The sequence below is a fragment of the Streptomyces sp. Edi4 genome, from assembly GCF_040253615.1.
GTDB lineage: Bacteria > Actinomycetota > Actinomycetes > Streptomycetales > Streptomycetaceae > Streptomyces.
The window spans coordinates 7,262,528-7,277,509 of sequence record NZ_JBEJGY010000004.1 but is presented as its reverse complement, the minus strand read 5'-3'; the positions used below and the strand labels follow the sequence as shown (position 1 = coordinate 7,277,509).

Annotated in this window: 12 protein-coding genes and 1 pseudogene; 7 read left to right on the top strand and 6 right to left on the bottom strand. The window is 71.3% G+C overall.

Annotation, left to right across the window (positions count from 1 at the left end; all coding sequences use genetic code 11):
• Positions 1-59 precede the first annotated feature (59 nt).
• The 5 genes from ABR738_RS34775 to ABR738_RS34755 all read left to right on the top strand — a co-directional run bounded on the left by ABR738_RS34775 (position 60) and on the right by ABR738_RS34755 (position 4,992).
• Positions 60-659 (top strand): MepB family protein, encoded by a 600-nt coding sequence (locus tag ABR738_RS34775; RefSeq protein WP_350233938.1) that lies wholly within the window; start codon positions 60-62, stop codon positions 657-659.
• A 156-nt stretch (positions 660-815) separates the two neighbouring features.
• Positions 816-2,072, top strand: a complete 1,257-nt coding sequence (locus ABR738_RS34770; RefSeq protein WP_350233937.1) for an ATP-binding protein — start codon at positions 816-818, stop codon at positions 2,070-2,072.
• The gene (locus ABR738_RS34765; RefSeq protein ID WP_350233936.1) at positions 2,069-3,190 is read left to right on the top strand and encodes a tetratricopeptide repeat protein; all 1,122 of its coding nucleotides are present in this window, start codon (positions 2,069-2,071) and stop codon (positions 3,188-3,190) included. Before ABR738_RS34770 ends, ABR738_RS34765 begins: the two co-directional genes overlap by 4 nt.
• A gap of 94 nt (positions 3,191-3,284) precedes the next feature.
• A complete protein-coding gene (locus ABR738_RS34760) occupies positions 3,285-4,196 on the top strand; it encodes an SCO4651 family lipoprotein (protein WP_350233935.1) in 912 nt (303 codons plus the stop codon).
• 58 nt (positions 4,197-4,254) lie between these two features.
• Positions 4,255-4,992, top strand: a complete 738-nt coding sequence (locus ABR738_RS34755) for a hypothetical protein (protein ID WP_350233934.1) — start codon at positions 4,255-4,257, stop codon at positions 4,990-4,992.
• 126 nt (positions 4,993-5,118) lie between these two features.
• On the opposite strand, the gene ABR738_RS34750 is transcribed toward ABR738_RS34755, so the two are convergent.
• Positions 5,119-6,471: a DUF6777 domain-containing protein gene (locus ABR738_RS34750; RefSeq protein ID WP_350233933.1), complete on the bottom strand. Its 1,353-nt coding sequence runs from the start codon at positions 6,469-6,471 to the stop codon at positions 5,119-5,121.
• A 256-nt stretch (positions 6,472-6,727) separates the two neighbouring features.
• Between ABR738_RS34750 and ABR738_RS34745 the strand changes: the two genes are divergently transcribed.
• Positions 6,728-8,053 (top strand): streptophobe family protein, encoded by a 1,326-nt coding sequence (locus ABR738_RS34745; protein WP_350233932.1) that lies wholly within the window; start codon positions 6,728-6,730, stop codon positions 8,051-8,053.
• A 12-nt stretch (positions 8,054-8,065) separates the two neighbouring features.
• Here the strand turns inward: ABR738_RS34745 and ABR738_RS34740 are convergent, their stop codons facing one another.
• The 5 genes and pseudogenes from ABR738_RS34740 to ABR738_RS34720 form a co-directional block, all read right to left on the bottom strand.
• Positions 8,066-9,082 (bottom strand): serine/threonine-protein kinase, encoded by a 1,017-nt coding sequence (locus tag ABR738_RS34740; RefSeq protein WP_350233931.1) that lies wholly within the window; start codon positions 9,080-9,082, stop codon positions 8,066-8,068.
• Positions 9,082-10,158 (bottom strand): hypothetical protein, encoded by a 1,077-nt coding sequence (locus ABR738_RS34735; RefSeq protein WP_350233930.1) that lies wholly within the window; start codon positions 10,156-10,158, stop codon positions 9,082-9,084. The genes ABR738_RS34740 and ABR738_RS34735 overlap by 1 nt, the downstream gene beginning before the upstream one ends.
• Before the next feature lie 11 nt (positions 10,159-10,169).
• Positions 10,170-12,539 carry an ABC transporter ATP-binding protein/permease gene (locus tag ABR738_RS34730; protein WP_350233929.1) on the bottom strand — a complete coding sequence of 790 codons (2,370 nt, stop codon included), beginning with the start codon at positions 12,537-12,539 and terminating at the stop codon, positions 10,170-10,172.
• 142 nt (positions 12,540-12,681) lie between these two features.
• Positions 12,682-13,743, bottom strand: a complete 1,062-nt coding sequence (locus ABR738_RS34725) for a PucR family transcriptional regulator (RefSeq protein ID WP_350233928.1) — start codon at positions 13,741-13,743, stop codon at positions 12,682-12,684.
• A 203-nt stretch (positions 13,744-13,946) separates the two neighbouring features.
• Positions 13,947-14,117 (bottom strand): annotated as a pseudogene (locus ABR738_RS34720) (antibiotic acetyltransferase); the annotation flags it as partial.
• Between ABR738_RS34720 and ABR738_RS34715 the strand changes: the two are divergent.
• Positions 14,095-14,820, top strand: coding sequence for a DUF4240 domain-containing protein (locus ABR738_RS34715; RefSeq protein WP_350233927.1), 726 nt, complete (start codon positions 14,095-14,097; stop codon positions 14,818-14,820). The pseudogene ABR738_RS34720 and the gene ABR738_RS34715 overlap by 23 nt on opposite strands.
• Positions 14,821-14,982: the final 162 nt, after the last annotated feature.

Sequence of the window (14,982 nt, the reverse complement as noted above, 5' to 3'; positions counted from 1 at the left end):
ACGCGCGGCCCGCGACCGTGACGTCAGCGCCGTCAGCGCCCGTGTGACAGGGTGGGCAGATGACGGCGAACCGCGCGCACACCTCTCCGCACCGCTCGCACCCGGGCCCGGCGGAGCGGGAGCCGTGGTCGGAGTTCAGCCCGACGCACGCCGATCTCCGGGCGGCGAAGCAACTCGTCTACGGCCCTTGTGGCTTCACCTGCTCGCAGCCGGTTGCCGAATCCGAGAGCGTCGAGTACGCCGCGCACACCTTCGTCCTCGACGGACTCGCCGTCCGCTTCCGCGTGGCCAAGACCACTCCCACCAAGGCCGGCCAGTTCGTGACCGTATGGAAGAGGTCACCTGGCGGACCCATCCAGCCTTTCGACGCCACGGATCCGGTCGACCTCTTCGTCATCAGCAGCCGCGACGGTCAGCACTTCGGCCAATTCGTCTTCCCCCTGTACGTGCTCGGGTCGCGCGGCGTCGTCACGGTTGACGGTGTCGGGGGCAAGCGCGGCTTCCGCGTCTACCCGCCCTGGGTGACCACGACCGGCCGACAGGCCGCCGCCGCGCAGGCATGGCAGTCCGAACACTTCCTGCACGTGGACCAGGACGCCCCGGCCATCCGCGCCCGCGCCCGGGAGCTCTACCATCCGGCGCGTGCCAACGTCGCGTAGACGCGAGGGGTCGACTCCGGGCGGGCGGCGGACAGGAACGTCAGTTGCCGCCCGGGCGCGGGCCCGGCCTGCCGGCACTCCACACCGGCTGTCCGGCGCTGTCACCGGCATGGGGCGTCGGCAGGGGGCGGGAATCCGGGTCCGTAAAGTGGGGGCATGCCTGAGACCTCCCCCTTGATACGGAGCCTGCGTGCGGCCGTTGAGGCCGCTCCCGCCGACGTGCCGCTACGTCTGCACCTGGCCGGCCTGTTGCTCGACGCCGGCCAGCAAGCGGATGCCGTCACCGAGGTGGCGATCGCGTTGCAGCAGGCACCGCGTGACGCGGAGGCCAGGGCACTGATGGTGCGTGCCGTGGGGGCGGCGGCCCCGGTGGAGGGGTCGGCTCCGGTGGAAACCTCCACCGAGCCCGAGGGGGCCGGCACGTTCAACTGGGGGGCGGCCGCCGACCAGGTCAAGGATGTGATCCCGCCGAGGTTCGTCGAGGAACCCCTCGCCACGGACGGCAGCGGTGATCCGGACGGCTCGCCAGCATGGGACGTCGATGCGCCGGGCTCCGTACGCCTCGCCGACGTCGGCGGTATGCGGGAGGTCAAGGACCGCCTGGAGGCGGCGTTCCTCGCGCCGTTGCGAAACCCCGAGCTGCGTGCCCTGTACGGCAAGAGCCTGCGCGGCGGCCTCCTCCTGTACGGGCCTCCCGGCTGCGGCAAGACGTTCGTGGCGCGCGCCGTCGCGGGTGAGCTCGGCGCGAGTTTCCTGTCCGTGTCGGTCAATGACGTCCTCGACATGTGGATCGGCAACTCCGAGCGCAATATGCACGAGCTCTTCCAGACGGCTCGGCGCCAGGCTCCCTGCGTGGTCTTCCTCGACGAGTTGGACGCGCTCGGCGGCAAGCGCAGCCGTACGCAGAGCGCGGGCATGCGCAACACCGTCAACCAGCTCCTGACCGAGCTGGACGGCATCGACGGGGGCGCCAACGAGGGCGTCTTCGTGCTGGCGGCGACCAATGTCCCCTGGGACGTCGACATCGCGCTGCGCCGCCCAGGCCGCTTCGACCGCACTTTGCTGGTGCTGCCGCCCGACGCTCCGGCCCGCGAGGCGATCCTCCGCTATCACCTGCGTGAACGCCCCATCGAGAAGGTCGACTTGGGCAAACTCGTCAAGATGACGGACGGCCTGTCCGGCGCGGATCTCGCCCACCTGTGCGAGACCGCTGCCGAGACGGCGCTCCTCGACTCGGTACGCACCGGCGTCGTCCGCATGATCGGCATGAAGGACCTCGTCGAGGCCGCGAAACAGACCATCCCTTCGACGGAGCCGTGGTTCGCCTCCGCACGCAACGTCGCGATGTACGCGAACGACGGCGGCATGTACGACGACTTGGTCGCCTACCTCAAGAAAAGGCGCAAGCTGTGACCACCCCCCACCCGGTACTGGAACAGGCCGCCGCGCTCCTGGACTTCGAGCGCTACGACCAGGCGCGGGAGCTGCTGAGCGGCCGTCTCGCCGAGGACCCCGCAGACGTACGCGCCTGGGTCATGCTCGGGCACTGCCACCTCGCCGCCGAGGAGCCCAAGCGGGCCCTGGAGGCGTCCGCCGAAGCCCTGAAACTGGCGCCCGAGGACTACGGCGCCCTGATGCTGCGCGCCCATGCCATGACGCGCGACGAAGGCTGGCGCACCGTAGAACCCGTGCTGCGCGAGGCGATCCGTATCGCCCCCGAGGAGCCCGTCCCCCGGGCCATGCTCGCCGACGCGGTATTCCGTGAAGCGGTGATCCAGTACGCCAGGACGAGCGGCGTCACGCGCCTTGAGTTCAGCGACATCGACCGCGTCTCCCACGAGGCGGCCGAGATAGCCATGGAAGCGCTGCGCCTCGGTCCCGAGAGCGTCTACGCCCACGAAGTCGCCCAGCGCATCGCCAGTCTTTCCGGCAACGGCACCGTCGCCGACCGGCTCGACGAGGCGATCCTCCGCCTCGACCCGCACCACCATGAAGCGCTCGCCCGCCGCACGGAGAAGGCCGCGAAGGCGCCCGGCGTGCGTGCCGCCCGCGCCACCGAGTTGTACGCCGACGCGCTCTCCAGCCATCCCGACTCCCCGCAGATGCGCCAGCAACTCGACCACGCCACGTACCGCCTTCTGCGCGGCACCCGCTGGCTCGCCGTGCTCTGTGTGATCGTGGCGGGCGGAATGATCAATCTGTTCCCCTCGGACGACAGCCCGGTCCCGGAGTTGCCCCTCCCGATCGGCCGGCGCCTGTGGTGCGTGGTGGTCATGGCGGCGATCTGGGGCTTCGGCGCGTGGCGCCGCTACCGCAAGCTGCGCGCCGGTGCGCAGCTCAACGTCCGCTCGCTGATCCGCCGTCGCCTCTGGGCCCGTGTGGTCCTGGCCCAGTCGGCATGGGCCACGACGTGCGCCCTGCTGATCGCCACACCGCCGTGGAGTGGACTCGGCGTCCCTCGCATCCTCTTCTGGGCGGGGCTCCTGCCCACGGCGGCCACTCTGTGGTTCGACAGGAACAGGATCCGCTAGGGGCCCACGTCGGCGCTCGGACCGGATATTGATTCCACCGGTCGTGACATGTGTGTATATGCTTCCCGCTCTTTGGTTAATGAGTGGGTAAAGGGTGGGGAACGTGAAGGCCGTCCGCAAGTTCAGGACATGTGTCGTGCCGGTCGTCGGCGCCGTCGTACTCTCCGCGGGCCTGACCGCCTGCGGCGGGAGCGGCACGAGCGGGAGCGGCACGAGCGGGAGCGGCACGAGCGGGAGCGGCACGGGCGGGGCCGACGCCAAGAAGCAGGACGCCAAGAGCGCCGCGGCCGCGTCACAGCGCAGGGACGCGGCGTCGGTTCTCCCGGCCGCCGCCAAGAAGATGGGTGAGCAGAACTCCTACCGGACCCGCCAGTCGGGCGCTTCCGCCGACGAACCCACCAGTGACATGGCCTGGCAGCGGACGCCGTTCTTCTCCTCCATGCGGATCCACGGGAACAAGACGGCGGACAACCCGAGTGGCGAGACGTACCTCGTCGACACGGCCGACGGTGCCTACACGAAGACCGACAAGATCCCCGGCAAGGACTGGTTCAAGATTGATCCTTCCGGCGAGAAGAAGACCGACATGTCGCGCTCACGCGGGCTTGTGACGGAGCTTCTGGGCGCGCTCAACGCCACGGGCAGCGGCAAGTGGGTCGGCCCGGAGCAGATCGGCGGGCGCCCCACCGACCACTTCCGGGGAACGGTGAACATCGCGGAGCTCGCCAAGTACCAGGGCGCCGCCATGACCAAGGACAGCCACGACTGGTACGTCGACGTCATGCGTAAGAACGGCAAGGAGCAGGCCGTCATCGACGTGTGGGTCGACAAGGACGACTTGGTGGCCAAGTCCCAGGAGACCAGCTCGGGCGGGAAGGGGCAGGAGACGATCGTCGAGGAGTACTCCGACTACGGCACCAGCCTCAAGGCTGAGGTGCCGCCCGCCGACAAGGTGGCCACGTTCGACGAGTACATCGACGCCCTTTCGAAGCGGCCCGCCGCCTGACCTGGAGCTTTCCAGGGCGCACATCACGGGCGATACGTCGCGGCCAGGAGGGGAACGCATGGCATTCGGAAGAAAAAGCAGGCCGGAGGAGCCCTTCGAGCCGATGCACTGGAACGACATCACCAAGTTCACCGTCGGCAGGATGACGCGGCACACGTTCCGCGCGTCGAAGCGGGGCGCGGGGCCTTACGCGGTCCGCTTCCACCGCAGTCGCGGGGGCGAGGACCACATGGTGCCCGGTGTCTACATCGTTCCGGCCGCGCCCCCCGCGCCGCTCTCCAAGGGCGGCTTCCTCCTCTTCGAGGACGAGGAGAACCGCCAACTCCTGTGCGGTGTGCTGCCCGACGGCTCCGACCGCTACCGGGTGACCGACGGGGCCGGCCAGGAACTCGGCTCGGTCCGGCGCACTTCGATCACCAAGAAGCTCACCTACCAGGGTTTGTGGCTCGAGCAGGTGGGACAGCCCGCCGTCGTCGCCCGCCACAACTGGGCGCGGGGCGGGCTTCTGGCATCCGCGGAGCGAGGTGCGGGGCACGTCCTGGGGGGCGTGGTGGACTCCTTGCTGTCCTTCGGCGCCGAGGGAGGCGATCGCGCGACGGACTTCAAGCCGGTGGTGTGGGCCGTGGAGACGGACGGCCCGAAGGGCGAGCGCGGCGAAGCCGTCCTCACCGTGCCGCGCACCACCGGGAGCGTGACCTGGTACTTCGTCATGCGGGATGGCTGGCTCGACAAGCGCTTGGCCTTCGCCCTCGCCGTCCTGCGCGAGAGTGAGACATTCGGCGCCGACCGCCGCTGATACTGCCCCCGCTTCCGCGCTCGGGCGTGTCCACGCCGGTCGCGCTGGAGACCCTGCTGGACCGGGCTTGCGGACCTCGAACTGGCCGTTCCCGTCGGTCACTTCGCGAAGGCGGCACTCATGGGGTCATGAGCCCCCGCCCGCCCCCGGGGGCGAGAGCGGCGCGGGCTCGGACGACGCGGGTGACTTCTCCGAGGCTGAGGCCGAGGCCGAGGCCGAGGACGCGGCCGAGGACGGGGGCCGCGAGGCGGGCGAGGAGGGCGGATGTGTGGCCGGCGAGGAAGGGGGCTGCGTGGCCGGCGAGGAGGGCGGGGAGGACGCGGGCGGGCAGGACTTCGCCGAGGACGGGCCGGCGGAGAGCGAGGCGCACGGCGAGGGGCCGGTGGGCGAGGGCGACTCGCCACCGGAAGGCGACTCGGACGGGACCAAGGAGGGGCTGGTCACCGGCGGCTTCGTCTTGGTGTCGCCGCTGCCCGTGTCGCCCTTGTGCCGTTCGAACCAGGCGCCGTGGTCCGGGTCGTACACGACGAACTTGTTCACCACCTGTGCGGCGGGCGCCACGACCACGACGTTCGACGGCCGGTATCCGGGCCACGCCTCGCCCGTCCGCTTCGGTGTGCCCTTCTGCGCGACGGGCGGCAGCAACGGGTTGCCGCACGCGCACCGAACCCGTGGCACACCGCGGTCGTCGACGAGTACCGCGGTGCCGGCCTGTAGCACGGCCTGGTAGCTGGTGGCGGCGCCGTCGCGGTAGCCGTGGTTGGTCACGCGGGTGTCCAACCGCAGCCGTACGGGCGTGAGTGAGCGCAGATAGGCGGGAACGCCGGACGGTTCGACGCCGAGGACGGAGGCGAACGCCTTGTTCTTGGCCGGGTCCTTCTGGAGCGCGCCGATCTGCTTCTCCACGTCGCAGCTCGCGACGTTCCGCGTTCCGCCGTAGAGGCCGGGGGCGGCGCCGTCGACACCGCGTGTCACATTGGCCGAGGCCGACGAGCTCGGCAGCGCGATCGGGGAAGCCGGGGCGGAGTCGCGGGCCGTCGAATCGGTGAACGGTGCGGGTCCCGTCTTCGCCGCGGGCTGGAGAAGCACCTCGCCGCCGGCGGCGGACGAGCCCTTCGACGAGCCGCCAGGGCGCGTGAGGACGACGGCCAGCACCACCGCCGCCACCACGGCGGCGGACAGCGCCGCCACGCGAGGCGCCGACTTCCACCACGGACGGGACGGCCCGTGGCCCGCACCGGAGCCCGCGCCGGACTCATCCGGCCCGCCACCGTGCCCACCGCCGCCTTCCGGACCGCTCGGCGGGCCACTGCTCGGCGGCCCCGACGGCCGCTCGGCCCCCGCAGGGGGTGTCGAGTCGGCGCGGGTCGCGCCCGCTTGGGTGTCACCCGGCCCGCCGGGGCTCGGCTGCGAGGGGCCCGAGAGCGGGCCCGAGGGCGGTCCAGTGGGGCGTCCTGACGACGGCGGCTCGACGCTCACGAACACTTCTTCCCTGCGTTGGGGGGATCCGGGGTGGGGGATCCGGTGGAGGGGGTCTGGCGTAGGCGGATGAGGTGGAGGGAATCCGACCTGACGTAGGCGCAGGCGGCCGTGCAGCGGAATCCACGACAATTCCACGGCGTGCGTTTCATCCCTTTACGGGCCCATTGTGTGCATCGGCTTCCGGGAGCTCGCAAGCTGACGCGGTCGGCCCTTCCGACGGGCGGGCCGGTCCTGCGCTGCTTAGCGTGACAACGTGAGCGAGCAGACACCGCATCGGCGGACAGCGGCGCAACGCGCGGAGCAGGGCCGACGGGCACCCCACGGCTGGCCCCACGCCCTGGTGGCCGTGCTCGTCTCCCTGGTGGCCATGGCTGTCGTCGCCGCGCTCGGACTCTGGGCGGCGGGCGCCGCCGACCTGCCCGGCGGCGCGTTCCCCAGTGTCGTGGCGGCCGTCGTCGTGATGGCGGTGGGCGGCTCGGTGGAACTCTCCGGTGACGCCGGGGCGATCGCCCAGACGAACGCCGGTCTCTCCGTGCTCCCGCTCTCCGTCAGCCTCGCCGGAGCCCTGGCGATCGCGGCCGGGTTCCTGCGGCCGCTGCGGCACCGCGCCGTCGCCGACGTGAAGGAACTCGCCGGCTGGGCCGCCCGGATCGCGGTGTTCTGGCTCCTGCTCCTCATCGGTCTGGGCCTACTCGCCCGGCACCGTTTCGCGATCGGGCTCGGGAACAGCCCCGCAGCCGACATCGGGGACGCCCTGGACTCCTCGCCCGAGGCCGGGTTCGACACCGCCGTGCCGCTGACCCTCGTCTTCGGACTGCTGTGGCTCGCCGGCGTCCTCGTGGTGGTCCTGCTCGTCTCGCGCCGGGCGCCCCTCCCCGGCCGCCTGCTGCGCTTCCAGGAGTCGGTACGACCCGCCGCCTTCGCCATGGTGGCCCTGCTGTTGACGTACGTCGCCCTGGGGTTCGTCGTCGGCGTTGTCGTCGCGTTGACGCGGGGGCATGCCGCCGCGACCTTCGCGGTCCTGCTGCTCGGGCTGCCCAACCTCGTCTGGCTCGCCTTCACCCTCGGTCTCGGCGCGTCCTGGCAGGGCCGGGTGGACGGACCATTCGGGCTGCCCATGCCGAAGGTCCTCAACGCCGTACTGCGCACACCGGACGACTCCACGCTCAGCCTGCACACGCTCGCCGGCCACGACGGGCGGGTCTGGTGGCTGCTGGTCGTCGCGGCGGTCCTGGTCCTGGGCGCGGCGTTCCTGATGGCGGTCCGTTCACCGGCGCGGATGCGAGCCTGGCAGCACGCCGTGCACATGGCGGTGGCGCTGACTCTCGCGGTGCTGGCCGTCTGCCTCCTCGCCGGCGTATCGGCGCATTACGGGCTCTCACTCCTCGGCATCGGGGATCTCGGCGGCGGCCTGTCGGGCCTGGTGGAGCTGCGGCCCCAGCTGGGTCGGGCCCTGCTCCTCGCCGTGGCCTGGGGTCTGGTCTCGGGGTTCCTCGGCGGGCTCTTCGCGCGACGGGTCCACCGGCGCGGCGAGGTGGAGGCGGACCCCGGGCCCCGGACCGGGGCGGGCCCCGCCTGAGCCGGGCGCGGGTCAGGCGGCCGGGCCACGGAAGACGGGCCGGGCCCAGGGAGGTGGCTCCGCGGGCGCGCCGGGATCAGGCGATGTTCCTACGGCATGGCCGTCCACCCGCGTCGGAGGGCGGCCGAGCGCGGTGCTTCCCGTGGCCGCCGCCCGCAGCGCGGTGGTGAACGCGAGGCAGGAGGCGTACCGGTCGTCGGGGCTCTTGGCCAGCGCCTGCGCGAGGACCGCGTCGAGGGCGGCGGCGACCCCGGGCCTCTTCTCCGTGAGGCGGGGCGGCTCGTCGTACTGGTGGGCCCAGAGGAGGGCGATGTCGTCGTCGCGCCGGAACGGCGGTGCGCCCGCCATGGTCTCGTACACGACACAGGCCAGGCTGTAGACATCGCAGCGGCCGTCCACCGGGCGGCCCGATATCTGCTCCGGGGCCACGTAGTCGAGGGTCCCCACGAACTGGCCCACGGTCGTGAATCCGGTCAGGGACAGCGACTTCTTGGTGAGGCCGAAGTCCGTGAGGTAGGCGTGTTCGGGGTGGTCGCTGTCCGTGCCCTTGGCCACGAGGATGTTGCCGGGCTTGACGTCGCGGTGCACCAGGCCGTGGTCGTGTGCCGCGTCGAGCGCGGAGGCGATCTGGGTGGCGATGCGCAGGGCGGCCGCGACGGAGAGCGGGCCCGCGTGGTCGAGCAGGTGGCGCAGATCGCGCCCGGGGACGTACCGCATGGCGATGTAGAGCACCCCGTCCGTCTCGCCCGCCTCGAAGACGGGCACGATGTGCGGGTGCTCGATCGCGGCGGCCACGCGTGACTCGTGCGTGAAGCGCTGGCGGAAGGTGTCGTTGCGCGCGAGTTCGGGGGCGAGCAGCTTGAGGGCGACGGTCCGGTCGAGACGCAGGTCCTTGGCGCGGTAGACGACGGCCATGCCGCCCCGGCCGATCTCGCCCTCGACCCGGTAACCCGCGATCTGCTGCCCGATCAGCTCGGAGGGCCGCCCGGAGTGCGGGCTCGGACCGGGGTCCCCTGATGCGCGCGCCATCACCCGCCTCCGGGCCCGCGCGGCGGATCGGTCGCATCGAGCGGGCGTTGCGGAGCGGACCGCTCAACCGATGGAACGGGTCGCTCACCCGCCGGATCGGGCCACTCACGCGGTGGGTCCGATGGCTCACCCGGTGGATCGGACCGCCCAACCGGTGGATGGGGCCACTCCCCCGGCGGATCGGGTCGCCCGCCACCCGGGCCAGGCCCCGCCCCCGAATCGGCCACGACCGGAACCACCCGCGTCGGCGCTGGCTCCGAGCCACCCCCGGCACCCGCGCCAAACGCACCCCGGACCGGCCGATCCGGTCCCTCGCCGCCCGCAGGACCCGCCGTCCCCGTCCCGGCCGCCGCCTCGACCACCCGTGTCTCCCCCGCCGCCGGCCCTTCCCGTACGCCCTCGGTCACATCAGGCGCAGCCGGAACGACGGCCGCGGGCTCCGCGTCGGGCGAAGGGACCGCCGCCTCGACCACCCGCGTCGGCTCCGGCCCCGCCCCACCGGCATCCTCGCCCGCGCCCGCGTCGATATCTACCCCGGCCCCGGCCCCCGCATCCACCCCCGCCCCATCGCCGCCACCCCGCGCCTCGACGCCGGGCCCCTCCTCCGCCGCGTACGTACTGAGCCGCACCCCGTCGCAGTACACCCACCGCTCGTGTTCCGCGTCGTACAGCCATGCCGATTCGCCGTCCACGACCATCCCCACCCGCAGGCCGCGCGTCCGGCGCCGGAAGGACTCCCCGTCCACGCTCCCGCCCGCCAGTTCCTCCACCGCCCGCCGGTAGTCGGCGACGACCTCCTCGGTCCTGGCCAGGAGCGGGCGCGGGTCGGCACTCCGGGTCAGCGGCCCGCGCGCGCCCGGCGGGTCCTGCGGCACCGCGACCAGGAGCCGGCCGTCGACCCACGCCGACCAGCCGTTGGCGCAGACGATCCGGCCCCAGTCCCCGAGCCGGTCGACCAGCCGCACGGGCAGCAGCGCGTCCAGCGGTACCGTCGGACGCTCCACGTCCGGCGCCTCCCAGGCGGGCAGCCCGTCCTGGGGGACGACATGGGTGGGGCGGAAGTCCGCAGTGGTCATCGCCGGCGCTCCTACTTCCGCATGACGGCGGGTTCATGGCGGCGCAGCAGTCTCGCGACCGCGTATCCGAAGGCGACCGAGAGGACGACCAGCATCCCCAGGTTGAGCAGCCAGACACCCGGGGAGTGCTGGAACAGCGGGTCGGTGGTCAGATCCCCCGGGACGATTCTGCCGAGCCCGATGGTCCCCGCCATCGCGCCAAGCGCCCACCGCGACGGCACGAGCCACGCGAGCTGTTCGATGCCGGGCACTCCGTTCAGTTTGAGCAGAGCGCCGCAGAACACGACCTGCACGATGGCGAGGAGCACGAGCAGCGGCATCGTCACTTCTTCCTTGCGGACGAGCGCCGATACGAGGAGCCCGAGCATCATGGCGGTGAACGCCAACAGGGCCACGGCCAGGGTGACTTCGGCCAGCGGTGGCAGGAGCACGCCTTGGCCGCCGGGCGCGTTGAGGTCGACGCCGAGCAGGGCGACCAGGGTCAGGACGACGGCCTGCAACACGGTGATCGTTCCCAGAACGACGACCTTGGACATCAGATACGCCGATCTGGAGAGCCCCACCGCCCGTTCCCGCTGGTAGATGACGCGCTCCTTGACCAGCTCCCGGACGGCGTTGGCGGCACCCGTCAGGACGCCGCCCACACACAGGATGAGCAGCGCGTTCATCGCCGTGTCCTGCGTCAGTCTGCTCCCGGCGAGCGCGCGCGCCATGGCGCCCATCACGAAGGGCAGCGCGATCATGATCGCGAGGAAGGTCCGGTCGGCGCCGAGTGCGGCCGCGTATCTCCGCACCAGGGTGCGGAGTTGGGACCCCCAGCTCTGCGGCTTCGGTGGCGGCGCGAAGGGTCCGGGCGCGTCCGCGCCGGTCCGGGCGAGAGGGCCGGGGAACGGCTGGGCGGAGGAGTTGGCGATGTACCGCTGGTGGAGCGGCGATTGCCGGTACTCCCGGGCCCAGTCCCGGTCATGATCCCCTTCGAAGGCTTCGAACGCCTCCGGCCACTGGCTGAAGCCGAAGAACGGCAGCGCGTCATCCGGAGGCCCGTAGTAGGCGATCCGCCCGCCGGCCGCGAGCACCAGGAGCCGGTCGCACACGTCGAGGCTGAGCACGCTGTGCGTGACGACGATGACCGTACGCCCGTCGTCGGCGAGGCCGCGCAGCATGTGCATCACCGAACGGTCCATGCCGGGGTCCAGCCCGGACGTCGGCTCGTCGAGGAAGAGCAGTGACGGTTTGGTCAGCAGTTCCAGTGCGACGCTCACGCGTTTGCGCTGACCGCCGGAGAGGCTGTGAATGGGCTGGTCGGCGCGTTGTTCCAGGCCGAGTTCGCGGATGACTTCATCGACCCTGGCCCGGCGTTCCACCCGCTCGGTGTCCTGGGGGAAGCGCAGTTCGGCGGCGTATCCGAGGGCGCGCCGCACGGTGAGCTGGGCGTGCAGGATGTCGTCCTGCGGTACGAGACCGATGCGCTGGCGCAGCTCCGCGTAGTCGCGGTAGAGGTCGCGGCCGTCGTAGAGGACGGTGCCGCCGTCTGCGGGGCGCAGCCCGGTGAGGGCGTTGAGCAGCGTGGACTTGCCGGCACCGCTCGGTCCCACGACGGCCAGCAGGCATTTCTCGCCCACGGGGAAGGAGACCTGGGCGAGGAGCGTTTTGCGGCCCCGGTCGACGGTCACCGTCAGGTCCTGGACATCGAGAGAGACCTCGCCCGTGTCGACGTACTCCTGGAGCTCGTCACCCACGAGGCAGTAGGCGCGGTGGCCTACGCCCACGATGTCCCCCGGCGCGACCGAGGCGCGGACCACCGGCTGGCCGTTGAGGTAGGTGCCGTTGTGACTGCCGACGTCGACGATCTCGTACGTACCGTCCGCGAGGAGCCGCAGTTCGGCGTGCCGGCGGGAAACGACCAGGTCGTCGATGACCACGTCGTTGTCGTCGGCGCGGCCGATGCGGACCGTGCGGGCGGGCAGCGGGCGCACGGTCGTGGGTTGGCGGAAGGTGCCCGTGGCCGCGGGCATGCTCACGCGGGAGGGGCGCTCGGCGCGGGCCGGCTCGGGAGGAGCACGGTCGACGAGCACCGCACGCGGGCCGTCCGTGACGTTGCCGAAGCGGATGACGCTGCCCGGGCCGATGTCCCCCTCCTGGACGCGCCGTCCGTCGGCGTACGTGCCGTTGGTGCTGTGCTCGTCCTCGATCGTCCAGTGATCGAGTTCGGCGTGGAGGACGGCGTGGTGCCATGAGACACGGTCGTCGTCGAAGACGATGTCGCTCAAAGGGTCGCGCCCGACATGATAGTCCCGGCTCGGACTCATCACCGTGGAGCCGGAGTCCGTCTCCAGGACGAGTTCGGGCGGGCTCGCCGCGCTGGGCCGCCACTGTCCCATGCCGTGAATTCTACCCATTCGCACACTTTGCCGCCTGGGCGGACCGCGCCCCCGGCAAGGACCAGCACTGGGGCCCCGCCGCCGGGGCCGCCCCCTCCCCCGGCGGTCCGTTTACTGTCGAGCCCCGCACACGGGGCGTGCTTCACAATTCACTGTCGGGCCAGTCGAGCAGCCTGGCGCCGATGACGGCGGTCTGAAGGGTGTAGCGGTGTATCGGGTCGGCCGGATCGGCTCCCGTGAGCTGGTGGATGCGCTCCAGACGGTAGGTGAAGGCCCGCACGCTGAGACTCAGCCGGCGAGCCGCCTCGGCCGCGACGTATCCCGATGCGAAGTAGGCGTTCAGGGTCTCCAGCATCGGCCGGGCTCCGCCTCTCGTCCGCTGGAGCGGGGCCAGTGCGCTCCGTACGAGGTCGGCCAGTGCCTGACGGTCACGGATCAGGACGGGAAACACCAGCAGATCGGCGGCGCGCAGGACCGGATCGTCGAGACCCATGCGGCCGGCCAGGTCGAGGGCGTTGAGGGCTTCCTCGTAGGAGTGGGCGATTCCGCCGGCGCCGGGCTGGGACCGTCCGATGGCGACCTGCACGCCGTCGGCCGCCGCGTGCGCCTGTTCGGCGAAGTAGAGCAGGACGTCTTCCTGGTCGGCCGGGGCGACACAGACGAGCCGGCCCTCCTTGGTGACGTACAGGGTGCGGCGATTGCGGAATCGCCCGAAGAGCGCCCGTTCCACGCCACGCGTCACGGGGTGTGCGTCGTCGTAGGCCTCCGGGCCCGTGGCGACGGCGACGGCGTGGGCGTGCGAGAGCAGCAGCCCGAACCGTGCCGCGCGCTCGGCGAGGGTGCCGGGATCGCTGCGGCCGTAGAGCAGGTCGTCGATGAACTCGCGGCGGGCGGCTTCCTCCTGGCGCACCGCCAGAAGCTGGGCGCGCTCGTGTCCTTCGGCCAGCGCGTCGATGACCTGGTCGAACGCGGCCAGCACTTGGTCGAAGGAGGCGCGCGGCAGGTCGGGGCAGGCGGCCCGGGTCATCTCCAGGTGCTGATGGACCAACGTCCGCAGCCCGTGGCCGGCCTCGGCGGCCCGCTCACCCAGGGCACGACGCGACTCCACTTCGTCACGCGTGAGTCGGCGGCCTGTGGCACAGACCTCGCTCAGGATGTGGTCGTACCCGTCCAGGTACTCCCCGGATGGAAGGGGGCCGGCCACGCGGGTCTCCTGAGTATTGATGTGCCGCTGCCGACTTCTTGACGCAGCACAGATGTGTTCTTGACGCGACAGCGTCAAGAGTGCCAGACGGCGGCCACCCGTCCGAACCCGGCTGCCCCAACTCACCCGACTCGCCCCACTCACCCCGCTCATGGCGCGGCGGGGGGCGGGGGTGGGCATGAGGCGGGGTGCGGGGGCGGGTGTCAGGACCGCCCGATCCGCAAGGCGGCCTCCTCCAGGTCGGCGACCGTCCCCGCCATGATCGTCCGTACGTGCTCGGTGATGTGCTGTACGGGCCAGTCCCACCAGGCCACCGCGAGGAGCCGGGCGATGTCGGCGGCGTCGTAGCGGGTGCGGATCAGGCGGGCGGGGCTTGGCTACCCGCACCGTGACACCGACGACACCGACGAACGCAGGGTCGGCTCGGGCGATACCGTGATCATGGCGGAGGCCGAGCCCCTCAACAGGTCCCGCTGTCAGACCCAGCTGGCAGAGTGCCCAGCCATGGACACCTCTGAGTTCTGGACCATCATTGAGGCCGCTCGCTCGGCTGGCACAGCGGAAAAGCCCTTCATCGAAGCCCTGGTTGACGAGTTGGCCACCCACGCCAAGTACGACATCCTCCGCTACCAGGAACGCTTCGACGAGGTACATGAAGCCGTCTACCGATGGGACGTATGGGCAGCCGCCTACCTCATCGGTGGCGGCTGCTCGGACGACAGCTTCATCGACTTCCGCGCCGGCCTGATCGCGCTGGGCCGCGACTGGTATGAGAAGGCAGCGGCTGACCCGGACAGTCTTGCTGGGCACCCGGCAGTGGTCGCGGCTGCGGAGGTGCACCGCGACGAGGCACTCTTCTACGAGGAGGTCAACTACGCCGCCAGCGAGGCATTCAAACGGGTCACCGGTGATCAGGAGGACTTTTACGAGGCATGGGACGAATACAGAGCCTCACAGGACAGTTCCGAAGAGGACTCCGAAGACATGGGCGAGGACTTCGACTTCGACGACCGCGATGAGATGCGACGCCGACTCCCGCGGCTCGCCGCCCTCTACCTCCGTGACACCGCACACTGAGCGATAGCCCCTGTTGGCACGTTCAAGCGGAGGAATTCAGGCGGTGAAATGCGCCGTCGAACTCTCTGGATTGGAGCAGCTCGGAGATCACTGTCACCATCCCTGGGATGCCCGGAGCCCGCACGACCAAGCCGTCAGAGCACCAGAAGCACTGGCCGCCAG

Coding starts and splice junctions, on each gene's coding strand:
- ABR738_RS34740 (WP_350233931.1), bottom strand. CDS start 9,082: ATGGCGCGCGCATCAGGGGACCCCGGTCCGAGCCCGCACTCCGGGCGG.
- ABR738_RS34730 (WP_350233929.1), bottom strand. CDS start 12,539: ATGGGACAGTGGCGGCCCAGCGCGGCGAGCCCGCCCGAACTCGTCCTG.
- ABR738_RS34735 (WP_350233930.1), bottom strand. CDS start 10,158: ATGACCACTGCGGACTTCCGCCCCACCCATGTCGTCCCCCAGGACGGG.
- ABR738_RS34775 (WP_350233938.1), top strand. CDS start 60: ATGACGGCGAACCGCGCGCACACCTCTCCGCACCGCTCGCACCCGGGC.
- ABR738_RS34755 (WP_350233934.1), top strand. CDS start 4,255: ATGGCATTCGGAAGAAAAAGCAGGCCGGAGGAGCCCTTCGAGCCGATG.
- ABR738_RS34770 (WP_350233937.1), top strand. CDS start 816: ATGCCTGAGACCTCCCCCTTGATACGGAGCCTGCGTGCGGCCGTTGAG.